The organism is Pseudomonas fluorescens (assembly GCF_902497775.2).
Classification (GTDB): Bacteria; Pseudomonadota; Gammaproteobacteria; order Pseudomonadales; family Pseudomonadaceae; genus Aquipseudomonas; species Aquipseudomonas putida_F.
Genome location: NZ_OZ024668.1, coordinates 3,844,841 through 3,870,303, shown reverse-complemented (window position 1 = coordinate 3,870,303; position 25,463 = coordinate 3,844,841). Strand labels below are relative to the sequence as shown.

Sequence of the window (25,463 nt, the reverse complement as noted above, 5' to 3'; positions counted from 1 at the left end):
GAGGGGATGGAGGCGGGGCGAAGTTTGTCGACAATTTATTGACAGGTGTCACTAGGCCACTTCGTTCAATCACTTTCACCGCAGCACTGGCAGGCGAAGTTATTGATTTCATTGAAATCATCTCGCATTGCCAGGCTGTTTCAGCGTTGGCCCGGGGTAATACCACCGGGTTGGCCACGCGATAGTTCAGCGCACGTTTGCTGCAATCATCCGATTTGCAGTGGAGGAGTGTGCTCATGGCTAAGTTAATCGGTATCGTCAGCAAGGTGGTGGGTGAAGTCTTCGCTGTCGGCAGCGATGGCAGCCGCCGGCCGCTGGTCGAAGGCGATAAGGTATATGCCGGCGAGCAGTTGGACACAGGCCTGGCGGGCGCTGTTGCCGTCCACCTGCAAAACGGTAACGAACTGACCCTCGGCCGTGGCAGCAGTCTGACCCTGACTCCTGAGCTGCTGGCCAACCAGGCGCCGCATGTCGACACCCCGGAGTCATCGACCCCCAGCCAGGCGCAACTGACCGATGTCGAGAAACTCCAGCAAGCCATCGCCGCTGGCGCCGACCCGAGCCAGGAAGCCGATCCCACTGCAGCGGGGCCAGGCAGCGGTGGTGCGCCAGGGGCATTGGGCGGTGGGCATACCTTCGTCATTCTCGACGAGGTGGCCGGGCGCGTTGATCCACACATTGGCTTTCCCACTGCAGGCTTCAACGGCTTTCCCGAACTGCCGGAGCTGGATGTTGGCCTGATCAACAATAATGACGATGCACCGCCGCTGCCGGCGGTCGACAATCCGGTCGGCCTTCAAGGGCTTGACGTCGAGGGTGGTGAGCTGTCGTTGAACGAGGCCAATCTGGCTCAGGGTTCTGCCAGCGATGCCGCAGCCCTGACCCAGGTGGGCAGCTTCACGGTGCAGGCACCGGATGGTGTGTTCAACCTCAATGTTGGTGGCATCAATGTTGTCACCGCAGGGGCGGTGACGGGTGTTGGCCAGTCGATCACCACGGGCCTTGGCAATGTACTGACCATCACCGGTTATGACCCTGCTACTGGCGTGGTCAGCTACAGTTATACCCTTGGCGTTGCCGACACTCACCCGAGCGGTGCTGGCGCCAATGGGCTCGGCGAACGCATCGCGGTACTGGTCAGTGACACCGATGGCGACGTAGCCGGTGGCTCGCTGGACATCACGGTGATTGACGACGTACCGCGGGCGGTGGCCGATACCAATGCCGTCACCGCGACGGAAAACCAGCTGACCCTGACCGGCAACGTGCTGACCAACGATGTGCAGGGCGCGGACCGGGTACCGACCGGGCCGATAGCTGCCGGCACCTTCGTCGGCACCTACGGCACCCTGGTGCTGGCCGCCGATGGCTCCTACACCTATACGCTCAATACTGCCGATCCGGACTTCGTCAATCTGCATGGCGGTGGTAACGGTGTTGAGACCTTTACCTACACCCTGACCGATGCCGATGGTGATGTCTCCAGCGCCAACCTGGTGCTCAACGTCACCAACCTCAATGATCCGGTGGAGCTCAACGGGCTGAGCATCAACGGCGGCGAGCTGGTGCTGTTCGAGAAAAACCTGACGGCAGGCAGCGGCCCCGATGCGGCGGCGCTAACCCAGGGCGGGACCTTTACCGTGACTGCAGCCGACGGCCTGCAATCGCTGACGGTTGGCGGCATCAATGTGATCAGTGGCGGGGTGGTCAATGGCTTCCCGCAATCGCTCACCACCGCCCTGGGCAATACCCTGACCATCAGCGGCTACAATCCGGCCACCGGTGAAGTGACCTACAGCTATTCCCTCAACGTCAGCGAAGCGCATGCCGCAGGCAATGGCAGCAACTCGCTTGGCGAGAGTTTCAATGTGATTGCCACCGACACCGATGGCAGCAGCGCGAGCATGAGTATCGATGTTTCCATTGTCGACGATGTGCCGACTGCGGCAGGGGATACCAACGCGGTTACTGCCACCGAGAACCAGCTGACCCTGACCGGCAACGTGCTGAGCAACGACGTGCAGGGGGCGGATCGGGTTCCGACCGGTCCAATTACTGCCGGCACCTTCGTCGGCACCTACGGCACCCTGGTCCTGGCCGCCGACGGCTCCTACACCTACACCCTCGACACCACCGACACAGACTTCAAGAACCTGCACGGTGGCGGCAATGGCATCGAGACGTTTACCTACACCCTGAAGGACGCCGACGGCGACATCAGCACCGCCAACCTGGTGCTGAATATCAGCAACCTCAACGACCCGGTCACCCTTAATGGCTTGAACGTCAACGGCGGCGAGCTGACTGTCTTTGAGAAAAACCTCGGCGATGGCAGCAGCCCGGGCAGTGCGGCGCTGACCCAGAGCGGCAGCTTTACCGTGACCGCGCTTGACGGTGTACAAACCCTGACCGTTGGTGGCATCACCGTGGTCAGCGGCGGCGTATCCAGCGGCTTCCCGCAATCGGCGACCACCGCCCTGGGCAACACCCTGACCCTCACCGGCTATAACCCGGCGACCGGCGTGGTGACCTACAGCTACACCTTGCTGGACAATGAAAATCACCCGACGGCAAATGGCGCCAACAGCCTCAGCGAAAGCTTCACCGTAACCGCCACCGATACTGACGGCAGTACCGCCAGTGGTTCGATCGACGTGAATATCGTCGACGATGTGCCGACTGCGGCAGGGGATACCAACGCGGTTACTGCCACCGAGAACCAGCTGACCCTGACCGGCAACGTGCTGAGCAACGACGTGCAGGGGGCGGATCGGGTTCCGACCGGGCCAATTACTGCCGGCACCTTCGTTGGTACCTACGGCACCCTGGTCCTGGCCGCCGACGGCTCCTACACCTACACCCTCGACACCACCGACACAGACTTCAAGAACCTGCACGGTGGCGGCAATGGCATCGAGACGTTTACCTACACCCTGAAGGACGCCGACGGCGACATCAGCACCGCCAACCTGGTGCTGAATATCAGCAACCTCAACGACCCGGTCACCCTTAATGGCTTGAACGTCAACGGCGGCGAGCTGACTGTCTTTGAGAAAAACCTCGGCGATGGCAGCAGCCCGGGCAGTGCGGCGCTGACCCAGAGCGGCAGCTTTACCGTCACCGCGCCGGACGGCCTGCAAACCCTGACTGTAGGAGGGATCACCGTGGTCAGCGGCGGTGTGGCCAGCGGCTTCCCGCAATCGGCGACCACCGCCCTGGGCAACACCCTGACCCTCACCGGCTATAACCCGGCGACCGGCGTGGTGACCTACAGCTACACCTTGCTGGATAATGAAAATCACCCGACGGCAAATGGCGCCAACAGCCTCAGCGAAAGCTTCACCGTAACCGCCACCGATACTGACGGCAGTACCGCCAGTGGTTCGATCGACGTGAATATCGTCGACGATGTGCCGACTGCGGCAGGGGATACCAACGCGGTTACTGCCACCGAGAACCAGCTGACCCTGACCGGCAACGTGCTGAGCAACGACGTGCAGGGGGCGGATCGGGTTCCGACCGGGCCAATTACTGCCGGCACCTTCGTTGGTACTTACGGCACTCTGGTCCTGGCCGCGGACGGTTCCTACACCTATACCCTCGACACTGCCGATCCGGACTTCTTCAACCTGAATGGTGGTGGGAATGGCATCGAGACCTTTACCTACACCCTGACCGATGCTGACGGCGATGTGTCCAGCGCCAACCTAGTGCTCAACGTCACGAACCTCAATGATCCGGTGACCCTCACTGGTTTGAACGTCGGAGGCGGCGAGCTGACCGTGTTCGAGAAGAACCTCGGCGATGGCAGCGACCCGGGCAATGCGGCGCTAACCCAGACCGGCAGCTTCACGGTCACAGCGCTTGACGGTGTACAAACCCTGACCGTTGGTGGCATCACCGTGGTCAGCGGCGGCGTATCCAGCGGCTTCCCGCAATCGGCGACCACGGCGTTGGGCAACACCCTGACCATTACCGGTTACGACGCCTCGACGGGTGTGGTGACCTACAGCTACACCTTGCTCGATAACGAAGCGCACCCGAGCGCCAACGGCACCAACAGTTTGGGTGAGAGCTTCACGGTCAGCGCCACCGATACTGACGGCAGTACCGCCAGTGGTTCGATCGACGTGAATATCGTCGACGATGTGCCGACTGCGGCAGGGGATACCAACGCGGTTACTGCCACCGAGAACCAGCTGACCCTGACCGGCAACGTGCTGAGCAACGACGTGCAGGGGGCGGATCGGGTTCCGACCGGGCCAATTACTGCCGGCACCTTCGTTGGTACCTACGGCACCCTGGTCCTGGCCGCCGACGGCTCCTACACCTACACCCTCGACACCACCGACACAGACTTCAAGAACCTGCACGGTGGCGGCAATGGCATCGAGACGTTTACCTACACCCTGAAGGACGCCGACGGCGACATCAGCACCGCCAACCTGGTGCTGAATATCAGCAACCTCAACGACCCGGTCACCCTTAATGGCTTGAACGTCAACGGCGGCGAGCTGACTGTCTTTGAGAAAAACCTCGGCGATGGCAGCAGCCCGGGCAGTGCGGCGCTGACCCAGAGCGGCAGCTTTACCGTGACCGCGCTTGACGGTGTACAAACCCTGACCGTTGGTGGCATCACCGTGGTCAGCGGCGGCGTATCCAGCGGCTTCCCGCAATCGGCGACCACCGCCCTGGGCAACACCCTGACCATTACCGGTTACGACGCCTCGACGGGTGTGGTGACCTACAGCTACACCTTGCTGGACAATGAAAATCACCCGACGGCAAATGGCGCCAACAGCCTCAGCGAAAGCTTCACCGTAACCGCCACCGATACTGACGGCAGTACCGCCAGTGGTTCGGTCGACGTGAATATCGTCGACGATGTGCCGACTGCGGCAGGGGATACCAACGCGGTTACTGCCACCGAGAACCAGCTGACCCTGACCGGCAACGTGCTGAGCAACGACGTGCAGGGGGCGGATCGGGTTCCGACCGGGCCAATTACTGCCGGCACCTTCGTCGGCACCTACGGCACCCTGGTCCTGGCCGCCGACGGCTCCTACACCTACACCCTCGACACCACCGACACAGACTTCAAGAACCTGCACGGTGGCGGCAATGGCATCGAGACGTTTACCTACACCCTGAAGGACGCCGACGGCGACATCAGCACCGCCAACCTGGTGCTGAATATCAGCAACCTCAACGACCCGGTCACCCTTAATGGCTTGAACGTCAACGGCGGCGAGCTGACTGTCTTTGAGAAGAACCTCAGCGATGGCAGCAGCCCGGGCAGTGCGGCGCTGACCCAGAGCGGCAGCTTTACCGTCACCGCGCTTGACGGTGTACAAACCCTGACCGTTGGCGGCATCACCGTGGTCAGCGGCGGCGTATCCAGCGGCTTCCCGCAATCGGCGACCACCGCCCTGGGCAACACCCTGACCATTACCGGTTACGACGCCTCGACGGGTGTGGTGACCTACAGCTACACCTTGCTGGACAATGAAAATCACCCGACGGCAAATGGCGCCAACAGCCTGAGCGAAAGCTTCACCGTAACGGCTACAGACACCGACGGCAGTACCGCCAGCGGCTCGATCGACGTCAATATCGTCGATGATTTGCCAGCCGCGGTTAACGACACCAACGCAGTCACCGCCACTGAAGTGCAACTGACCTTGACCGGTAATGTGCTGACCAATGACGTGCAAGGTGCTGACCGGGTAACTGGGCCGATCACCGCGGGCACCTTCGTCGGTACCTACGGCACTCTGGTGCTGGCCGCCGATGGTTCCTACACCTACACCCTGAACCCCAACGACCAGGACTTCATCAACCTGCACGGTGGTGGCACTGGGGTCGAGAGCTTCACCTACACCTTGCGCGATGCCGATGGCGACACCAGCACGGCGACGCTGAAACTCAATGTCAGCAACCTCGACAACCCGGTGACCATTGACGGTTTGAACGTCAACGGTGGCGAGCTGACCGTCTATGAGAAGAACCTCAGCGACGGCACCAGCCCGGACGCTCCGGGCCTGACCCAGAACGGCAGCTTCACCGTGACGGCGCCCGATGGCCTGCAGAGCCTGACCGTGGGTGGCATCAGCGTCGTCAGTGGTGGTGTGGTCAGTGGCTTCCCGCAGACGGGTACTACGCCGCTGGGTAACTCCATCACCATCACCGGGTACAACCCGGCCACCGGGGTGGTCAGTTACACCTACACCTTGCTCGACAGCGAAAACCATCCGAACGCCAATGGCATCAACAACCTGAACGAGAGCATCAATGTCGTCGCCACCGATACCGATGGCAGCTCCGCCAGCGCCACGATAGACGTGAAGATCGTCGACGACGTGCCGAACGCAACGGGGGCCGAGCGCTCGGTTACACCGGGGCAGGTGGACTCCAACCTGCTGCTGGTCATCGACGTGTCCGGCAGTATGGCGGAAGCCTCTGGTGTACCCGGGCTGACGCGCATGCAACTGGCCAAGCAGGCAATCAATGCCTTGCTCGACAAGTATGATGAAATGGGCGATGTGAAGGTCCAGTTGGTGACCTTCTCCACAGGGGCCAACCAGCCGTCAGCCGTGTGGGTAACCGTCGATCAGGCCAAGGCTATCGTCAATGGCCTCAGCGCCGGTGGCTCGACCTATTACGACTCGGCAATCAACTCGGCGCAGTCGGCCTACACCACCAATGGCAAAATTACCGGCGCGCAGAACATCGTGTACTTCTTCTCCGATGGCGAGCCGACCTCGGGGCACTCCATCACTGCGCCGCGGGAAACAGTCTGGGAGAACTTCCTCGACAGCAACGGTATCAAGTCCTACGCCATTGGCCTGGGTGGCGGTGTCAACGCCGGCAACCTCAACCCGTTGTCCTACGATGGCAGCACCCATACCGACACCAATGCGACCGTGGTCACCGACCTCAACCAGCTCAACTCGGTGCTGTCCGGCACCGTACAGGGCGCGCCGATTACCGGCAGCCTGATGAGTGGCGGGCAGTTTGGCGCTGATGGCGGCTTCATCAAGTCGCTGGTGATTGACGGCACCACCTACACCTACGATCCGAAGGGCAACGGCGGTGCAGGCTCTTATGCCACCAGCGGTGCAGCGGATCGGGGCACCTTCGATACCGGCACCAACAGCATTACCGTGAAGACGGCGATAGGCGGCAGCATCGTGGTCAACATGGACACCGGCGATTTTACCTACACGCCGCCCAAAGACTCCGGCAGCGGCCAGGTCGAGCAGATCGGCTTCGTGGCCAGTGACAACGATGGCGATACCGCCAGTGCCAACCTGGTGATCAATGTCTACGCCAATACCGCGCCGGTTGCCGGGGCCGACCATATCATCAGCAACATTAACTCGAGCAGTATCACCGTGCCCGCCGAGGCGCTGCTGGCCAATGACAGCGATGCCAACAACGACCGACTCAGCGTGCCTTCGACGACCACCTTCGATACCGGTTGGGCGGCCAAGGGGGCCGGCTTTACGGTGGGCAGTGCTACACCGCCGACCGTTAGCTTCAATGGCACCAACAACAGCAGCGGTAACCAGTTGCGGGATTTACCGCGTAGTGCCTTCAGAGGCCCTGCAGATGCCATGACTGCCGCGCTGGTCGTCAGTGGTTACCTGGGAATGGTGACTAACGCCAATGCCAACGATGAGGACGTATTGACCGTCACCCTGAAAAAAGGCGAGACCCTGACCCTCGATCACAATCTGACGGCTGGCAACATCCTGATGGAATGGAAGGATGAAACCGGCAGCTACCAGACCATCGCTGACGGCGGCTCCTTCACTGCCAGCCATGCCGGCCTGTACAGCATCCACCTGGTCAACCTCACCAACCCTTCAGGTGGCAACGCCAACGGTTTTGAAAACTACGCATTGACCATGACCGTCGACTATTCCAACGCCCAGAACGAAACCGCCTACGGCACCTACACCCTCAGCGACGGGCATGGCGGCAGCAGTACCGGCAATGTCGATTTTGCTTACCAGGAGGGCAATACCCTTACCGGCACCAGCGGCGACGATACCCTGCTGGCGGGTACCGGCGACGACACCCTCAATGCCGGGGCGGGTAACGACGTGCTAGTCGGCGGAGATGGCAACGACTTCCTCTACGGTGGCGATGGCAACGACCTGTTGATCGCAGGTGCCGGTAATGACCTGCTCGACGGTGGCGCGGGTATCGACACCGCCAGCTATGCCGGCGCCGGCAGTGCGGTGACGGTCAACCTGAATACTGGCGGTGCGCAGAATACCGGTGGTGCGGGTAGCGACAACCTGATATCGATCGAGAACCTGATCGGTTCGGACTACAACGACAACCTGACCGGTAACGACAACGCCAACGTGCTCAACGGCGGGTTGGGCAATGACACCCTGATCGGAGGTGGCGGCGACGATGTGATGATCGGCGGCCGGGGTAACAACACCCTGACCGGCGGGGCTGGCAGCGATACCTTCCTGTATCAGCAGGGCAACACTGGCCACGATGTGGTCACCGACTTTACTCCGGGTACCGATCACCTGGACCTGTCGCAACTGCTGCAGGGTGAAAATACGACGACAGCATCGCTGGATGACTACCTGCACTTCAAGGTCACCGGCAGTGGCGCCAGTGTGGTGTCGACCATCGAGGTCAGTTCGGTGGCGGGGGCTGCACCGACCCAGACCATCGACTTGGCAGGGGTCAACCTGGCTCAGCACTATGGTGTGACCGCAGGCGCGGGCGGAGTGATTGCGGCGGGGCAGGACACGGCGACGATCATCAACGGCATGCTCAATGATCATTCGCTGAAGGTGGATACCGTATGACCCTGTAGATCTGGGGGGGCTCAGGACGGTCGCCGCAGGGTCTTCTGGCGCAAGATGTAGATGCTCACCAGCACCGCGCTGGTGAGCATGAACCCCCGTGCCCAGATCAACGGCACCAGATAGCACGACAGGCCGATGCTCAGCCACATCAGGCCGATGGCGTAGACCTTGCCTTTGAGGGGAATGCCTTCGCCACTGAGGTAGTCACGAATCCACGGCCCGAGCCGCGGGTGGTTGACCAGCCAGTGGTGAAAGCGCGGCGAACTGCGTGCAAAGCACGCAGCGGCCAAAAGCAGGAACGGGGTGGTGGGCAGTACCGGCAGGAAGATCCCGATCACCCCCAGCGCAACGCTGAGCCAGCCGATGGCCAGCAGCAGGTAGCGCATAGACGCCGACTCAGTGGTGGCGTGGCTTGAGCAGCGCCGGTTTTTCGTCCGGGGCGTGCAGCAGCAGGTACAGTGCGGTCAGCGCTTCCGGGATCTGCACGATCATGTCGTCCTGCAGGTTGGCGTCCTTGGCGATGTCTTCGAATTCTGGCTGTTCATCGAACAGACCGGAACCGACCATGATCGGCAGGAGCATTTCGCTGACTTCTTCTTCAGCGGTCTCGAACCAGGCCTCTTCGCGCATGAACACGCCTTCCATGAAGCCGATGCACCAGCCGCGCAGGTCGGAGTCGTCCGGGTCTTCACCGAGGTCGAGGTCGCAAGGCAGTTCGAATTCCTCGTCGCTGGCCAGTTGGCGGGCAACGTGGGCTTTGAGCTGGATCAGCGTGGTTTCGATGTCCTGACGCTGGGCGTCATCCTTGTAGTGCGGCTCTTCTGCGAACAGGGCATCGATCCATTCGCGCTCGGGGACTTCCTCGGCACCAATCGACAGCGCGGTCAGAAAGCCGTGAGCGGCCACGTAGTCCAGCGCCTCTTCGTGCAGCTCGTCGGCGTCGAGGAAGGCTTGCAGGCGGGTCAGTTGCTCGGCGAAGGACATTACGGGGCTACCTTGGGAATAAACGATACTGAATTCTAGCACCTTGCAGCGCAAACGAGGCAAAGGAAGACGTCTATCGCAGAGCATCCTGCAAGGCCGCAGGCTCCGGTATAATGCCCGGCTTTTATTCCAGGGCCCTTGCAACTTGGGGGTCGGGTAAAAGCCGCTTACGCATTTTCGGGTGTCGCCAGCGGGTTTTTCGTCCAGCCTGTGCCCAGGATGGTTCTGCGATTTTTGGAGTTTTTATGCTCGAACAGGCTCAGCGCGTCCTCAAGGACATCTTCGGTTACGACAGTTTTCGGGGTCGCCAGGGCGCGATCATCGAATGCGTGGCCAAGGGTGGCGATGCGCTGGTACTGATGCCCACCGGCGGCGGCAAGTCGCTGTGCTTCCAGGTTCCGGCCCTGTTGCGCCCGGGACTGGCGGTGGTGGTGTCGCCCTTGATCGCGTTGATGGATGACCAGGTCGCGACCCTCGACGAGTTGGGCGTGGCCGCCGCATCGCTGAACTCCACCCTCAGCGCCGAGCAGCAGCGCGAGCTGGCCGGGCGTATCCGCCGAGGCGAAGTGAAGATGCTCTACCTGGCGCCAGAGCGCCTGGTGCAGCCGCGCATGCTCGACTTCTTGCGCACACTCGACATCGCCCTGTTCGCTATCGACGAAGCCCACTGCGTGTCGCAATGGGGCCATGACTTCCGTCCCGAATACCTGCAACTGGGGCAACTGGCCGAACTGTTCCCGAATGTGCCGCGCATCGCCCTGACCGCCACTGCGGACATGCGTACCCGCGAAGAGATCGTCACCCGCCTGCACCTGCAGAACGCCGAGCGCTTCCTGTCGAGTTTCGACCGGCCGAACATCTTTTACCGCATCGTGCCCAAGGAACAGCCGCGCAAGCAGTTGCTGGCGTTCCTCGGCGAGCGGCGCGGCAACGCCGGTATCGTCTATTGCCTGTCGCGCAAGAAGGTCGATGACGTCGCCGCCTACCTGTGCGAGCAGGGCTTCCCGGCCTTGCCCTACCACGCCGGCCTGCCTGCCGAGACCCGCGCGTCGAACCAGCGGCGCTTCCTCAACGAGGAAGGCCTGATCATGGTCGCCACCATTGCCTTTGGCATGGGCATCGACAAACCCAACGTGCGCTTCGTTGCCCACCTGGACCTGCCCAAGTCGCTTGAGGCCTACTATCAGGAGACCGGTCGCGCCGGTCGTGACGGCTTGCCTGCCGACGCCTGGATGGCCTACGGCCTGCAGGACATGGTGATGCTCAAGCAGATGCTGCAGAACTCCGAAGGCGACGAGCGCCACAAACGCATCGAGCAACACAAGCTCGACGCCATGCTCGCCCTGTGCGAAGAAACCCGCTGTCGGCGCCAGACCCTGCTCAATTATTTCGACGAAGAGCTGCCCCAGCCGTGCGGTCACTGCGACAACTGCATCGATGGCGTGCAGACCTGGGATGCCACCGAGCCCGCGCGTCAGGCGCTGTCGGCGGTGTACCGCACCGGTCAGCGCTACGGCGTTGGCCACCTGGTGGATGTCTTGCTGGGCCGCGACAACGAAAAGATCCGCAACTTCGGCCACGAGAAACTGGCTGTGTACGGCGTTGGCAAGGACCGCTCCGAGCACGACTGGCGTTCGCTGTTCCGCCAGCTGGTCGCCCGTGGCCTGGCCGATATCGACCTGGAAGGCTACGGCGGCCTGCGCCTGTCCGACACCTGCCGGCCGTTGCTGCGCGGGGACGTCAGCCTCGAGTTGCGCAAGGACCTCAAGCCACAATCCAGCAGCAAGGGTGGCAGCAGCAGTGGCGGCAGCCCGGCCAGCCAACTGGTGCGTGGCGATGAGCGCGAGCAGTGGGAAGCCCTGCGCACGCTGCGTCGCAAGCTGGCCGAAGAACATGGCGTACCGCCGTATGTGATCTTCCCCGACTCGACCCTGCTGGAGATGCTGCGCAGCCAGCCCACCAGCCTCAGCGAGATGGGCCGGGTCAGTGGTGTCGGTGCGCGCAAGCTGGAGCGCTACGGCGAAGCCTTCCTCGAAGTGCTGGGTGGCGGCGTCGAGGCGCCGAAAATCGTCACCGACCTGCGCCACGAGCTGGTCAGCCTGGCCCGCGCCGGCATGACGCCGATGCAGATCGCCGGGCAGCTGAACTGCAGCGAAAAGAACGTCTACAGCTTGCTCGCCGAAGCCATTGGCCGCCAGGAACTGTCGCTGGACCAGGCCCTGGACCTGCCGGAAGACCTGTTGGGCGAGATACAGGATGCCTTCCTCGATGGCGAGGGCGAGTTGCCGCCGGTGTCGGCCATTGCCGAGCAGTTTGGCGGGCGAGTGCCCGAAGGCGTGTTGTATTGCGTGCGGGCTGCGCTGGCCGCCGAATTCGAGATGTAAACCCGGCTTTGTCATCATTTATAACGATTATCGAGTCACCGGCAGCTGTATGAGCCTTGCCTGTGGCTCAAGGTCATGGTTAGCTGACTAATAATTAGTTCTGATGATGAGTTTTACTATGCCGTTGACCGACCAACATAAATTCGGGATGCAGCTGGCACACATGTCCCGCGGCTGGCGCGCCGAACTCGATCGCCGCCTGGCCGGGTTGAATCTGTCCCAGGCCCGCTGGCTGGTGTTGCTGCACCTGGCCCGTTTCGACGAGGCGCCAACCCAGCGTGAGCTGGCCCAGAGCGTCGGCGTCGAAGGCCCGACCCTGGCCCGCCTGCTCGACAGCCTGGAAACCCAGGGCCTGGTCCGCCGTCAGGCGGTACTGGAAGATCGCCGGGCGAAAAAAATCCTCCTTTGCCCGCCGGCCAAGCCGTTGATCGACCAGATCGAAACCATCGCCAACGCCTTGCGCGCCGAACTGTTCGTCGGTGTCGACGAAGAGGAACTGCGCATTTGCATGCGCGTCCATGCGCGGATCCTGGCCAACCTGGAAAAGTCCTGAGCACGCCTCAGAAGGTGTGGCCCAGGTTCAGGTACATCGCCTTCTGATTCTCGCTGTTGGCCCCGTAGCTGAAGTTCAGCGGCCCAAGGGGCGTCTCGAAACCGACGAAGATGCTGGCTGCATTGATGTAGCCACTGTCGAACTCGTTGTCGTTGTTCCAGGCCCGACCGCGTTCCAGCGAACCGCCCAGGTACAGCGGGAAGTCCAGCGGCAGGTAGGCACGCGGGGTCAGGCGGCGGTAGTAGACCACGCGCATCAGGCTGACGTTCTGCCCGGACACCGAATCCTGGCGAAAGCCCGACAGTTGCCGGGCACCGCCGAGCACGAAGCTTGAGGTGACCACCTCGGCATCATCCAGGGTCCTGCCGTAACGACCGCCCACCACCCAGGTGTTGGGCCCGCTGCTCATGGCCTTGTCCAGTTTGAGATCCCATTGCCGGTAGCGTTGGTCCGAACCCAGGCTTTCTTCGTACTGGCGCAGGGTCAGGTTGATGTCCTCGCCGCTATGGGGGAAGTAGACGTTGTCGAGGGTGTCGAACGAGTACTTGAGCTCGTAGAAGCCTTCGTTGAAGCTGAAGCTTGGCAAGTCCTGATCACCGATACGCACGTCAGCCTTGCCCCAGGCCTGACCTACGCCGAAACGCACTTCGCCGCTGTTGCCGATCTGCCGGCCCAGATTGAGGCCGAAGCCGTAGCGTTCCAGGCGGTACTCGGCAATCGGGTCGTCGTCCAGAGTGGCTTCGATGTTTTGCGAGCCCAGGTCAATGTACGGCGCGATGAAGTAGCGCGAGCCGGCATCCAGCGGTTGGTAGAACTCGCTGTACAGCTCCTGCTGGTCGCCGATCTGCGCGCGGGTCAGCCATTCGGCGCCGAGGGTGTTGATACCGTTGACCCGGTAGCTGGCGCCGATGTTGAAGGCGCTGTCGCCGCGCATGTCGTCCGACAGGTTCAGGCCCAGGCGCAGGTAGTCGGTGCCGCCACGACGGCCACGGGCGTTGATCACCAGGGTGTTGTCGTCACCCTTGTGGACCACGCGGTACTGCACCCGGTCGAAGTAATCGAGGCCGTACAGCGTGCCCATGTCGGTCTGCAGGCGGCCCAGTTCCAGCGGCTCGCCGATCGGTTGGCGAATGTAGTAACGGATCACGTCGTCGCTGACTTTCGAGTCGTTCTCGATGCGGATCGAGGTGATTACCGGGGTGCGCTGATTGGGAGAGCGTGCGGCCAGCAGCTCTCCATCGGTAGCCTGCGGGCGCTTGAGCACCGCCAGGCGAGCGTCCAGGGCGCGGGCGGCGCGGTAGCCGGCGTCGATCATTTCCTGGGCGCGACCGAAGTCGGTGACGCCAAAGCTCGACAGCGGTGGCTGGATGAGGATGTCGTCGCGGTGCAGGGCGGCCAGTTGCTCTTCGGAGTTGCGTCGGGTCATCAGGGTGATTGACTGGTTGAGCACATCGACCACGGTCGCCAATTGCTTGCGGTTGCGCAGCGGGGTGCCGATATCGACGACGATGGCCACGTCCACGCCCATTTCCCGCGCGACATCCAGAGGGATGTTGTCGACCATGCCGCCATCGACCAGCAGCCGGCCATCGAGCTCGACCGGGGCGAACACCGCCGGGATCGACATGCTGGCGCGAATCACCTGGGGCAGGTGGCCACGGCGGAACACCACTTTTTCGCCGCTGGCGATGTCGGTGGCCACGGCGCGGAAGGGGATCGGCAGCTTGTCGAAGTCGCGAGTGTCGCTGGTGTGGGCGAGCATGCTTTCCAGCAGCAGCGCCAGGTTCTGGCCCTGGATCACCCCCAGCGGCAAGCCCAGGCTGCCGTCGTCACGAAAGCTGAGCTTCTGTTTGACGAGAAAGTCGCGGTCGTCCTGTTTGCGCCGGAACGGCACGTCCTTGCGCGGCGGGGCATCGGACAGCGCCTGCTGCCAGTCGATGTTCAGGGCGAGTTTCTCCAGCTCGTCGATCTTGTAGCCGGAAGCGTACAGGCCGCCGATTACCGCGCCCATGCTGGTGCCGGCAATGGCATCGACCTTGATGCCCTGTTCCTCCAGGGCCTTGAGTACGCCGATATGGGCCAGGCCACGGGCAGCACCGCCGGAGAGCACCAGGCCGACTTTCGGTCGGGGCGCTTCGGCTGCCAGCAGCGGGAAGCAAACGAACATCAGCAGCAGGGATAACAGCAGGCGGTGCATCATGGCTCTCGGAGCGAAGGCTAAAGACCGCTAGTATAAGCGCGCCCACCTGTCAGGAGACCTTCAGAGTATGTCTGCGCCTAAACCGGAAATTGTCATTACCTATTGCACCCAGTGCCAGTGGCTGCTGCGTGCCGCCTGGCTGGCCCAGGAACTGCTGAGCACGTTCAGTGACGACCTGGCCCGGGTGGCCCTTGAGCCCGCCACCGGCGGCACCTTCCGGATCACCTGTGATGGCGTGCAGATCTGGGAGCGCAAGGCCGATGGCGGCTTTCCCGAAGCCAAGGTGCTCAAGCAGCGGGTCCGCGACCAGATCGACCCGCAGCGCGACCTTGGCCACAACGACCGCCCCTGAGCCTCAACCGCTGGCGGCAGCGGCTTTGACCGGCGGGTTGCTGGCTGCCAGCCGACTGGAAATGACAATGGCGAGGATGATCAGTGCGCCGCCCAGGAGCATGCGCAGGGTCGGCGTTTCGGCGAAAATCAACCAGGCCAAGGCAATGCCGTAGACCGGCTCCAGGGCAAATACCACGGCGGCGGTGCGGGCCTTGATCACCGCCAGGCTGGCGACGAACAGGCTATGCGCCACGCCCGTGCAGAAGACGCCGAGCAGGCCTATCCACAGCCAGTCCATGGCGCTGACGGCGCTCAGCGCTGGCGCTGCCGCGGGCAACAGGCACAAGGCGACCACGGCGTTTTGGCACAAGGCTGCCTGCACCGCCGGAATCCGCCCGGAGCCGGCGCGGTTGGTCAATGACAGCAGTGAAAACAGCAGGCCCGAGAGCAGCGCCCAAAGCAGTCCGCCGGTGGCCTGGCTGGCCAGGTCGAAGTCCGGTGTCACCAGCACCAGGCCGATGCTCACCAGCAGCACCAGAACGATCTCGTTGCTGCGGATACGTTCGCGAAACAGCAACCCTTCAAGGATCACGGTGAAGGCCGGGAAACTGGCGAAACCCAGGGTGGCGATGGCGACGCCGGCGACTTTCACGGCGATGAAAAAACTCACCCAGTGCCCGGCCAACAGCACGCCACCGAGTAGCAGGCGGCGCCAGTCCTGAGCCTGCAGGGGCTGCCAGGCCTTGCGTGCAAAGCCTGCGAACACGGCCAGGGCCAGTACGGCGAAGGCGGCACGGCCGAAGACGATGATTGCAGGTGCGGCGCTGGCCAGCTTGCCGAACACGCCGGTGAGGCCGAAGAACAGTGCGCCGATGTGCAGGGCGCCGAGGGCAGTGCGGTGATTCATGGTGATCCTTGTGATAGAGCAGGGCAGCGGCGCCAGTTTACGGGGGCGGCTCTGCCACTGTCTGTCGCGGTCCTCGCGTCAATTGTCTGCACAATCGCGGCGCAGGGCGCCGGGGGAGCGGCCAAAGGCCTTGAGCATGGCGGCGGCAAAAGCGCTTTGCGAGCTGTAGCCGACCTGGCAGGCAATCTCGCCGATCGGCAAGCGGGTATCGCGCAGCAGTTGCCGGGCACGCAGCAGGCGGCGCTGGCGCACATAGTCCATGGGCGTGACCCCGCATTCGGCCATGAACCGCGCATGCAGGCGTGCGCTGGACAGCCCCGCCAGTCGCGCAAGGTCGGCCACCTGCAGCGGGTAGGCGGCGTTCTGCTCGATATAGGCGTCGAAGCGGGCGTAGGGCAGTAAGGTGGTCGCCGCAGTTGGTATCGCGCCGCGGTTCAGGCTGGCCAGCAGCAATATTGCGCCCTGCTGGGCAATCAGCGGGTCGTCGATCGGGCTGGCGGCCAGCCAGTCGACCAACTGCTGCTGGCGATGGTCCAGGTTCAATGGCCCGGCGCGGTCCAGCAGGCGCTGGCTAGCATCCAGGTGCCCGCCCAGAGATTGGCTCAGCCAATTGTCGGCGGGGACATCCAGCACCAGGCAGTCGCTGCCGACGGCACTGCCGCAGGTGTGATGGCTGCCAGCCGGAACCACCATCAGGTCCTGGCGGTGCAACTGCGCGCCGCGGCCTTCAACCTCGAACTCCAGGCGCCCGCGCAGGCCGAACACCAGTTGTGGGTGTTCGTGGCTATGGGCAATCAGGTCGTGGCGATAATGGCGCAGGGAAAGTATCGGGCCGCTGCTCATCGAAGGTTCCTCCGGCAATCGCAGCAGTGTACAGGCAAGCAGGCGGGCCGGGCATGTCATCAGACCGACACCTGGCGGTCACGTTCGATTCACTGCTGCTTGGCAAGCTGGCGCAAACCTTTCCGGAGCCTGCCGATGACCCGTGCCGAGCTTGCCAGACCCTCGCGCAAACAGCGCGTGCGCACCCTGTGGATCTCGGATGTGCACCTGGGCACCCGGGATTGCCAGGCCGAACACCTGTCGCAGTTCCTCAAGGGCTACCAGGCCGATCGCATCTACCTGGTCGGCGACATCATCGATGGCTGGAAGCTGCGTGGCGGTATGTACTGGCCCCAGGCGCACACCAACGTGATCCGCCGGCTGCTGACCATGAGCAAGCGCGGCACTGAGGTGATCTACGTCACCGGCAACCATGACGAGTTCCTGCGCCGCTACTCCAAATTGGTGCTGGGCAATATCCAGCTGGTCGACCAGGCCGAGCACCTGACCGCCGATGGCCGGCGCCTGCTGGTGATCCATGGCGACCAGTTCGACGTGATCACCCGCTATCACCGCTGGCTGGCGTTTCTCGGCGACTCAGCCTACGAGTTCACCCTGACCCTCAACCGCTGGCTCAACCACTGGCGTGCGCGCTATGGCTACGGCTACTGGTCGTTGTCGGCGTACCTCAAGCACAAGGTCAAGACCGCGGTCAGCTTCATCAGCGACTTCGAGGAGGCCATCGCCCATGAATGCGTCAAGCGCGGTTTTCACGGCGTAGTCTGCGGGCATATCCACCACGCCGAGATCCGCAAGGTCGGCGAGGTGGACTACCTCAACTGCGGCGATTGGGTCGAGTCGTGCACGGCGCTGATCGAGCACTGGGACGGCAACATCGAACTCTATCGCCTGGCCGACGCTCAGGCCGAGGCCGCCCGGCGCCTGGCCGGGCTTGAGGAACTGGTTGATTCAGGCGGTGGCGGCGGGCTGCTCTAGCGCGGCCTTGTAGATCGATTGCCGAGGCTGGGCGAACAGGCGCTGCAGCATGGGCTCGAAGAAGCTCAAGGGCAGGCTGTCGTAGCCTGGATCGAACGCCGCAGCATCGTAACGGGCGCAGAATTCGATGGTTTGCTGGTACTGCGGGTGGTCCTGGAATTGCTCGCGCAGGTGCCGGTCCATGCCCAGGTGATGGAAGAAGTAGTAGCCCTGGAAGATCCCGTGTTTTTCCACCATCCACAGGTTTGCCGGGCTGATGAAGGGCTTGAGGATGGCGGCGGCGATGTCCGGATGGTTGTAGCTGCCGAGGGTATCGCCGATGTCGTGCAGCAGCGCGCAGACCACGTATTCTTCATCGCGGCCGTCGCGCCAGGCACGGGTCGCGGTTTGCAGGGAGTGGCTGAGGCGGTCGATGGGGAACCCCCCGAAATCACCGTCGAGCAGGCGCAGGTGCGCCAGGATGCGATCGGCCAGCTGGCTGGCATAGGCCCTGAAGTCCTCGGCGATGATCGCCCAGTCCTGTTCGGTACCGTCCTGCATGTGGTTGAAACGGGCCTGCTGATTCATCGGCGCTCCGAAACGCGAGGTTTCAGGGCACTGTACCCGTACCGTTGGTCGGGGCAGTGGCCGCGCGGGACGGGTTTCTGACCTTGTGGGCCGAAATCAGAAGCTGACCTTGCCGCGCAGCATGTCGCGGTACATGGCGAAGTCGCCGATCAGGCTGTACAGCGGGTGTTTGAAGGTAGCCGGGCGGTTTTTCTCGAAGAAGAAGTGTCCGACCCAGGCAAAGCCGTAGCCGGCAAACGGCAGTGCCAGCAGCAGCAACCAATTACCGCTGCCCAGGGTAAAGGCGAGCAAGGCGATAACCAGGCTGGTACCGACGAAATGCAGGCGGCGACAGGTGGGATTACTGTGCTCACCCAGGTAGTAGGGGTAGAACTCGGCAAAACTGCGAAATTGCTGAGGGCTGGTCACGACACTGCTCCAGGGTCTGGTCGATCTGACGAAGATACACGGCGTGGAGCCTGATCTGAGTCTAGAGTGAGTAACACTACAGAGCAGTGACAATAGGCGCCAATTGAGTATCCTTTGAGTTCGCCGCAGGAGCGGCTTGTCGGTAAGAAAAGAAGCCAGCCATGAGCGAAAGAACCACTTCAGCAAGCTGGGCATCAGGGATCGTCAAGGCACTCGAACTGGAAGGGCTCGATTGCCGCGCCATGTTCAAGCAACTTGGCCTGGATTTCGCCGCGCTAGACGACCCCGACGCACGCTTCACCCAGGACTCCATGACCCGTCTGTGGCAATTGGCGGTCGAGCTTTCCGGCAACCAGGCCATCGGCCTGAACATGGCGCGAGTGGTGCGCCCGGCGTCCTTTCATGTGGTCGGCTATGCGCTGATGTCGAGCCGGACCCTGGCCGAAGGCTTCGAGCGGCTGGTGCGTTACCAGCGGATCATCGCCGAAAGCTCCGACCTGAGTTTTCGCCTGGAGCCCGACGGCTATGCGCTGATTCTGACCGTTCATGGCGATCACCTGCCACCCACCCGGCACAGTGCCGAGGCCTCGCTGGCCTGCGCCCTGTCGCTGTGCAGCTGGCTCAGCGGGCGGGTGATCCAGCCGCGCCGGGTGCTGATCCAGGGGCCGCAGCCCAAAGACCTTACGCCGTACAAGACCGCCTTCCATGCGCCGCTGGTGTTCAGTGCGCCTTACGATGCGCTGGTACTCGAACGCGCCGACATGGAGGCGCCGCTGCCGACCGCCAATGAGGCCATGGCCACGTTGCACGACCGCTTTGCCGGCGAATACCTGGCACGGTTTTCGGAAAGCCGCGTGACCCACCGCGCGCGCCAGGTATTGTGTCGGGTGCTGCCCCAGGGCGAGCCCAAGCGTGAAACCATCGCCCAGGCCCTGCACCTGTCCCAACGCACTTTGCAGCGGCGTTTGCAGGAGGAGGGTACGAGCTTTCAGACGCTGTTGGACGACACCCGCCGCGAACTGGCCGAGCAATATCTGGCCCAGGCCAATATGACCCTGCTGGAGGCGGCCTATCTACTGGGTTTCGCCGACCCGAGCAATTTCTTCAGGGCCTTCCGCCGCTGGTTCGATGTCACCCCCGGCGAGTACCGGGCACGCTTGAACGGGGCCGTGGCGGCCCCGGTAGAGAGTGAGCCGGTCAGTGACGCCAGAACGCCGGCATGCACAGCACCAGCACCGTAATGATCTCCAGGCGCCCGAGCAGCATGCCGAAGGCCAGGATCCACTTCGCGGCATCCGGCAGGGTAGCGAAGTTGCCCGCCGGACCGATGGTTTCGCCCAGGCCCGGGCCGACGCCCGACACGGTACTGGCCGCGCCGGTCAGCGCAGTCATCCAGTCCACGCCCAGCAGCGACAGGGCCAGGGCGATGACGCAGATGGTGATGGCGAAGAAGAACGAGAAGGTCAGGATCGAACGCACGATTTCTTCGTCGAGCCGGTGACCGTTGTACTTCTGCTTGATCACCGCCCGCGGGTGAATCAGCTGGTTCAAGTTGGCCTTGAGCAGGATGTAGGCCACCTGAAAGCGGAAGATCTTGATGCCGCCTGCGGTCGAGCCCGAGCAGCCGCCAACAAAGCCCAGGTAGAAGAACAGCATCAGCGAGAAGTTGCCCCACAGGCTGTAGTCGCCCAGAGCGAAGCCGGTGGTGGTGACCACCGAGGTGACGTTCAGGGCCACGTGGCGCAAGGCGTCGAGCCAGTGCAGGTTGGTGGTGGCCCAGTACCAGGTGCCGAGCACCAGCCAGGTGGCTACCAGCATGGCCAGCAAACCCTGGACCTGCTGGTCCTTGATCAGCGCCTTGCGATTGCCACGGATGGTCGCCACATACAGGGCGAACGGCAAGCTGCCGAGAATCATCACCACCACCGCGACCCAGTGCACCGCCGGCATGTCCCACTTGGCCAGGGACTGGTCGGAGGTGGAGAACCCGCCAGTGGAAATCGCCGACATGGCGTGGTTGATCGCATCGAAGGGGTTCATCCCGGCCAGCCAGAACGCCAGGGCGCCGAGGGTGGTGATGCCGATGTACACCAGCACGATCGACTTGGCGACCATGTGCGAACGCGGCATGACCTTTTCCGAACGGTCCGAGGATTCGGTCTGGAACAGGCGCATGCCACCGATGCGCAGTAGCGGCAGGATCGCCACGGCCATGGCGATAAAGCCGATACCGCCGAGCCAGTGCAGCAACGAGCGCCACATCAGGATGCCCGGCGACATGGTGTCCAGGCCGCTGAGCACGGTGGCGCCGGTGGCGGTGATACCGGACATGCTTTCGAAAAAGGCGTCGGTGTAGCTGATGTGCTGGGTGAGCAGGAACGGCAGGGCGGCGAAGATGCACACCACCAGCCAGCTGCTGACCGTCAGCAGGTACATGTCGCGCGGGCGCAGGTGCACGTGCTCGGGGCGGCCCTGGATGACCAGGGCAAGGCCGGCAATGAAGGTGATCATGCTGGCCCAGAGGAACGACGGCAGGTCGCCCGTGCGGTCGAAGATCACCAGGGTGGCCATGGGCACGACCATGCTGATCGCCAGGGTGATCAGGAAGATGCCGATGATGAAACCAATGATCCTTAAGGTCGGCAACGCCATGTGATCTGCTCTGACTCGAAACGGAAGGGCGCCATTCTACCTATGGACCTTTTTAAGTAAACGCTAGAATAGCCCGACATTAATTCACAAGGGGTAGCCAATGGAGGCTCTCGACGCATTGCTCAACCGTGTTTCGGTTCCACGTCTGCTGGATCCGGCACCCAATGACGCACAACGCGAGGCGCTGTTTCAGGCCGCCCTGCGTGCACCGGACCACGGCCAGTTGCGGCCCTGGCGCTTTCTGACGGTCGAAGGCGAGGCACGGGCAAAGCTCGGCGAACTGCTCGCCGAAGCGGTACAGCTCAATGGCGAAGCCAGCCAGGCCGCACTGGACAAGGCCCGCGCCATGCCATTGCGGGCGCCGTTGCTGGTGGTTGTGGTGGCGCGCCTGCAGGATCACTTCAAGGTGCCGGCGTCGGAACAGCGCCTGGCGGCCGGTTGCGCGGCCCATGGTATTTTGCTGGCGGCCCATGCGCAGGGGATCGGCGCGGTGTGGCGCACCGGTGAGCTTTCGTACAGCAAGCATGTGGCCAAGGGGCTGGGGCTGGCCGATAGCGAAGAGATCATCGCCTTTCTGTACCTGGGTACCCCGCAAAATGAACCGCGCACGGCGCCGGTGCTGGCGACGGCTGATTTTGTCAGTGCCTGGGGGTAAGGTTTTGTAGGGGCTGTACCGGCCTCATCGCCGGCAACGCCGGCTCCCCGTTAGCCTGTGTGCACCGGACCTGTGGGAGCTGTTCTTGCCAGCGATGGGCTGCGCAGCAGCCCCGGCAATCTCAAGCCTTGCCCGGCCCGGCCAGCGGCAACTCCAGCCGGGCAACAAAACCGCCCTCTGGGTGATTGCCCAGGCTCAGGTTGCCGCCATGGCGCTCAGCCGCCTTGCGCGCAATGGCCAGGCCCAGACCATGGCCGGCGGCGCTTTGCCCGGGCGCACGGTAGAACGGCTCGCCCAACTGTGCCAAGTGCTCTGCGGCCACTCCCGGGCCGTGGTCACGCACGCTCAACACAATCTTGTCGTTATCGCGCACCCCGGTGATTTCAATCGGCTGCCCGGCCGGGTTGAAACGCATGGCGTTGCGCAGCAGGTTATCCAGCGCCCGCTCCAGCAATGTCGGCCAGCCTTGCAGGTTGAGCCCGGGTTCATGCTGCAGCTGGATCTCCTGCTCGGGCGCTGCCAGTTGCGCGTCCTTGTGTACTGAAGCCAACAGCGCGTCGAGGTCCACCGGCTCCGCCCGCGTTTGTTCGGCATCGACCCGGGCCAACACCAGGATTTCGCTGATCAAGGCTTCCAGGCGGTCGCACTCGCGGGTCAGGCGCGGCCACAGGGCCTGGCGCTGCTCGGGTTCGGCCCGTTCGGCCAGGGCCAGGGCAATGCGCAGGCGCGCCAGCGGCGAGCGCAGCTCATGGGAAACGTCACGCAACAGCTGACGCTGGCTGCCGATCAGGCTCTGCAGTCGTGCGCCCATGCGGTTGAAATCGTTGGCCAGGACGCCGAATTCGTCGCGACGGTTGGCCAGGCGCGCCAGGCTGTTCTGCTGGTAGGTGGTCTGCCCCAGGTCGTGCACGGCACCGCGCAGGCGGCTCAGGGGGCGGGTAATCGACAGGGTGACGAGCAAACTGAACAGGGTCAGCACCACCAGGGCAATCCCTAAGGCACTCAACGGCCAGAGCAGGCTGTCGCGGTGCCAGGCGTCGAGTTCCGGGTGCGGGATGCGATAGATCAGCAGGTAGGTCTCTCCGCTGTCGGGGCTGGTGTATTCCTCGGTCAGCCGTCGCCATGGCAGGTGCCGCTCATCATTGTGCCGGCGTGCCTCAAAGGCGGCGGCGCGGCGCGGGAAGGTGCCGGGGACGACCGCATCGCCACTGTCATTGAGCACCTGCACGTCGATGTTGTAGCGGCGCTTGCGGTGTTCGAGGTAGCGCTGGGCGTACTCGGGCCCTTGCTGCTCATAGTGCTGGGTCCAGTTCTTGGCCAGGGTGTTGAGGCCCGGGTGGCGGCTGAGAATCCAGGCGTCCTGATTGAGCATGTGGCCAAGCAGGATCGACAACCCGGCAACCAGGGCGATGGCCAGCCAGAAACTGGCCAGGATGCGCCAGAACAATGAACGCAAAAGAGGCACCTCTAACGGAAAAAGCCCGGCTTGCTGGGGCAGGCCGGGCGGGTGGCTGACAGCTTACTGGGCCTTGTTGGCTTTTTCAGCTTTCCAGGCTTTGAACTCGGCCCATTCGGCGCTGCGTTCATCCTGTTTCTTCATCATTTCGTCGAACTGTTTTTGCTGGTCGGGTTTGAGCAGGGCGCGAATCTCGGACTGGGTCTTGTCCTTCTTGGCCTTGAGCTCGTCTTTGAGGGCCTTCTGGTCAGCGGCCGGGAGTTTTTCCAGGTAGCGCTGGGTGATTTCGTGGCGGCTTTTCATCTGCTCGCCCATCAGCGTGCCGATCTGCTGGCGCTGTTCGCGGCTCAGGTCCAGCTGGGCGAAAGGCGCTCCACCGCGGTGGTGCTCGCCGTGGCGCGGGCCGTCGCCATCAGGCATGGCCATGGCGACGGTGGGCAGGGCGGCAGCGAACATCAGGGCGATAAGGGTCTTGCGCATGGTGACTCTCCTTTCTGAGGCCGGTCGTTACCGGATGTGCCCAGTCTAGGGAGATCAAGGTCAGCGGCGGTCAGGCAAGGGTAAAGCTTGGGTAAAGATGCCGGCGCGCCGTGCTGACATTACAGGCTGTAGTAATAACCGCGGCTGCGCAGGGCAACGATGCGCGGGCGGCCATCGGCGTGCGGGCCGATCTTCTTGCGCAGGTTGCTGACGTGCATGTCCAGGCTACGGTCATACAGGGTCAGCTTGCGGCCCAGGGCGAGTTGCGCCAGTTCCTGCTTGTCCAGCGGCTCGCCGGGTTGGCGCAGCAAGGCTTCGAGAATGCGGCTTTCAGAAAGGGTCAGGGTCAGTTCGTGCTCGTCGATGCTGACCACGCCACGGGCCGGGCTGAAGCACAGGTCGCCGATTTCCACCTGGCTCGGCGTTGCGTTCGGATGGCTGCGGCGCAGCACGGCGCGCAGGCGGGCGGTGAGTTCGCGCGGGTCGCAAGGTTTGGCAAGGTAGTCATCGGCGCCCAGTTCCAGGCCGAGAATGCGGTCCAGCGGCTCGCCCCGGGCCGACAGCATCAAGACTGGCAGTTCGGTGTGTTCGCTGCGCAGTTGCTTGAGCAACTCAAGACCGCTGCCGTCGGGCAGCATCACGTCCAGCACCACGGCGGCAGGCGCCTGTTCGGCCAGGGCCTTACGGGCACTCTGGCCATCGTGGCAGGCACGTACCACGAAACCTTCCTGGGTCAGCCAGCTGCCGAGCAGCTCGCAGAGTTCCTGGTCATCATCAATCAGTAACAGCTCGCTCATGACTCACTCAATTCAACCATTGCCGACGCTTTCTGTGTCCGCCACTGGCAAAGATACCGCAGAGTGCCGCAAACAGGGCAACTGCGCCACCAATCAGGAACCATTGTTGCTGGTCGGTGATGAGTTTCGGTGCGGCGCTGGCCTGCAATTCCTTGAGCGCCAGCTTCAGGCGCTGGTTTTCCTGGCGCAGGCGGGTGAGCTGGGCGCTTTCGCGTTCGCTGTCGGCGTTGTGCAGTTGCTGGGTCAGGGTTTCGCGCAGGCGCTCGCTTTCCTTCAGGCGCTGTTGCAGCTCGGTAATCTGGCTACCGGCGCTGAGCGACAGTGGGGTGCTGGAGCCGGCGGGCTCTTCGGCCTGGGCCAATGGGGTCAGCAGCAACAGGCACAGCAGCAGGGACAACGGACCTTGACGCATCGGAACTCCTGATTCCA

General features: G+C 63.0%; 19 protein-coding genes. 7 read left to right on the top strand and 12 right to left on the bottom strand.

Going from position 1 to position 25,463, the window contains the following annotated elements; all coding sequences use genetic code 11:
- Positions 1–236: 236 nt before the first annotated feature.
- Positions 237–8,840 carry a retention module-containing protein gene (locus F8N82_RS17730; RefSeq protein WP_338918797.1) on the top strand — a complete coding sequence of 2,868 codons (8,604 nt, stop codon included), beginning with the start codon at positions 237–239 and terminating at the stop codon, positions 8,838–8,840.
- Between the two features lie 20 nt (positions 8,841–8,860).
- Here F8N82_RS17730 and F8N82_RS17725 read toward each other — a convergent pair whose 3' ends face one another.
- Complete coding sequence (locus tag F8N82_RS17725; protein WP_038996494.1) at positions 8,861–9,226, bottom strand: YbaN family protein; 366 nt, start codon at positions 9,224–9,226, stop codon at positions 8,861–8,863.
- Between the two features lie 10 nt (positions 9,227–9,236).
- Positions 9,237–9,824, bottom strand: coding sequence for a YecA family protein (locus F8N82_RS17720; RefSeq protein WP_038996493.1), 588 nt, complete (start codon positions 9,822–9,824; stop codon positions 9,237–9,239).
- A gap of 245 nt (positions 9,825–10,069) precedes the next feature.
- Here F8N82_RS17720 and recQ point away from each other — a divergent pair, with 245 nt between their 5' ends.
- Positions 10,070–12,208 carry a DNA helicase RecQ gene (recQ, locus tag F8N82_RS17715; RefSeq protein ID WP_038996492.1) on the top strand — a complete coding sequence of 713 codons (2,139 nt, stop codon included), beginning with the start codon at positions 10,070–10,072 and terminating at the stop codon, positions 12,206–12,208.
- A 118-nt stretch (positions 12,209–12,326) separates the two neighbouring features.
- Positions 12,327–12,761: a MarR family transcriptional regulator gene (locus F8N82_RS17710; RefSeq protein WP_038996491.1), complete on the top strand. Its 435-nt coding sequence runs from the start codon at positions 12,327–12,329 to the stop codon at positions 12,759–12,761.
- Positions 12,762–12,768: 7 nt separating this feature from the next.
- Here the strand turns inward: F8N82_RS17710 and F8N82_RS17705 are convergent, their stop codons facing one another.
- Entirely contained in the window at positions 12,769–14,958 is a 2,190-nt protein-coding gene (locus F8N82_RS17705) for a patatin-like phospholipase family protein (RefSeq protein WP_038996490.1), read from the bottom strand.
- Between the two features lie 70 nt (positions 14,959–15,028).
- Here F8N82_RS17705 and F8N82_RS17700 point away from each other — a divergent pair, with 70 nt between their 5' ends.
- The gene (locus F8N82_RS17700; protein WP_038996489.1) at positions 15,029–15,313 is read left to right on the top strand and encodes a SelT/SelW/SelH family protein; all 285 of its coding nucleotides are present in this window, start codon (positions 15,029–15,031) and stop codon (positions 15,311–15,313) included.
- A gap of 3 nt (positions 15,314–15,316) precedes the next feature.
- Here F8N82_RS17700 and F8N82_RS17695 read toward each other — a convergent pair whose 3' ends face one another.
- Positions 15,317–16,201, bottom strand: coding sequence for a DMT family transporter (locus tag F8N82_RS17695; protein ID WP_038996487.1), 885 nt, complete (start codon positions 16,199–16,201; stop codon positions 15,317–15,319).
- Between the two features lie 78 nt (positions 16,202–16,279).
- A complete protein-coding gene (locus tag F8N82_RS17690; RefSeq protein WP_038996486.1) occupies positions 16,280–17,044 on the bottom strand; it encodes an AraC family transcriptional regulator in 765 nt (254 codons plus the stop codon).
- A 135-nt stretch (positions 17,045–17,179) separates the two neighbouring features.
- Between F8N82_RS17690 and F8N82_RS17685 the strand changes: the two genes are divergently transcribed.
- Positions 17,180–18,019: a UDP-2,3-diacylglucosamine diphosphatase gene (locus tag F8N82_RS17685; protein ID WP_038996485.1), complete on the top strand. Its 840-nt coding sequence runs from the start codon at positions 17,180–17,182 to the stop codon at positions 18,017–18,019.
- Here F8N82_RS17685 and F8N82_RS17680 read toward each other — a convergent pair.
- Both F8N82_RS17680 and F8N82_RS17675 read right to left on the bottom strand, forming a co-directional pair.
- Positions 17,993–18,586: an HD domain-containing protein gene (locus F8N82_RS17680; protein ID WP_038996484.1), complete on the bottom strand. Its 594-nt coding sequence runs from the start codon at positions 18,584–18,586 to the stop codon at positions 17,993–17,995. The two genes, F8N82_RS17685 and F8N82_RS17680, sit on opposite strands and share 27 nt — an antisense overlap.
- 96 nt (positions 18,587–18,682) lie before the next feature.
- A complete protein-coding gene (locus F8N82_RS17675; RefSeq protein WP_038996483.1) occupies positions 18,683–18,994 on the bottom strand; it encodes a DUF962 domain-containing protein in 312 nt (103 codons plus the stop codon).
- 161 nt (positions 18,995–19,155) lie between these two features.
- Here F8N82_RS17675 and F8N82_RS17670 point away from each other — a divergent pair, with 161 nt between their 5' ends.
- The gene (locus F8N82_RS17670; RefSeq protein ID WP_038996482.1) at positions 19,156–20,235 is read left to right on the top strand and encodes an AraC family transcriptional regulator; all 1,080 of its coding nucleotides are present in this window, start codon (positions 19,156–19,158) and stop codon (positions 20,233–20,235) included.
- On the opposite strand, the gene F8N82_RS17665 is transcribed toward F8N82_RS17670, so the two are convergent.
- Positions 20,192–21,646, bottom strand: coding sequence for a TrkH family potassium uptake protein (locus F8N82_RS17665; protein ID WP_038996481.1), 1,455 nt, complete (start codon positions 21,644–21,646; stop codon positions 20,192–20,194). The genes F8N82_RS17670 and F8N82_RS17665 overlap by 44 nt on opposite strands.
- Positions 21,647–21,746: 100 nt before the next feature.
- Between F8N82_RS17665 and F8N82_RS17660 the strand changes: the two genes are divergently transcribed.
- Positions 21,747–22,301 carry a nitroreductase family protein gene (locus tag F8N82_RS17660; RefSeq protein ID WP_095161909.1) on the top strand — a complete coding sequence of 185 codons (555 nt, stop codon included), beginning with the start codon at positions 21,747–21,749 and terminating at the stop codon, positions 22,299–22,301.
- A 121-nt stretch (positions 22,302–22,422) separates the two neighbouring features.
- On the opposite strand, the gene F8N82_RS17655 is transcribed toward F8N82_RS17660, so the two are convergent.
- The 4 genes from F8N82_RS17655 to F8N82_RS17640 form a co-directional block, all read right to left on the bottom strand.
- Positions 22,423–23,757, bottom strand: coding sequence for a sensor histidine kinase (locus F8N82_RS17655; protein ID WP_038996480.1), 1,335 nt, complete (start codon positions 23,755–23,757; stop codon positions 22,423–22,425).
- A 63-nt stretch (positions 23,758–23,820) separates the two neighbouring features.
- Positions 23,821–24,237 (bottom strand): Spy/CpxP family protein refolding chaperone, encoded by a 417-nt coding sequence (locus F8N82_RS17650; RefSeq protein ID WP_038996479.1) that lies wholly within the window; start codon positions 24,235–24,237, stop codon positions 23,821–23,823.
- A gap of 119 nt (positions 24,238–24,356) precedes the next feature.
- Positions 24,357–25,034, bottom strand: a complete 678-nt coding sequence (locus F8N82_RS17645; protein ID WP_038996478.1) for a response regulator transcription factor — start codon at positions 25,032–25,034, stop codon at positions 24,357–24,359.
- 7 nt (positions 25,035–25,041) lie between these two features.
- Positions 25,042–25,446 (bottom strand): translation initiation factor 2, encoded by a 405-nt coding sequence (locus F8N82_RS17640; protein WP_038996477.1) that lies wholly within the window; start codon positions 25,444–25,446, stop codon positions 25,042–25,044.
- Positions 25,447–25,463: the final 17 nt, after the last annotated feature.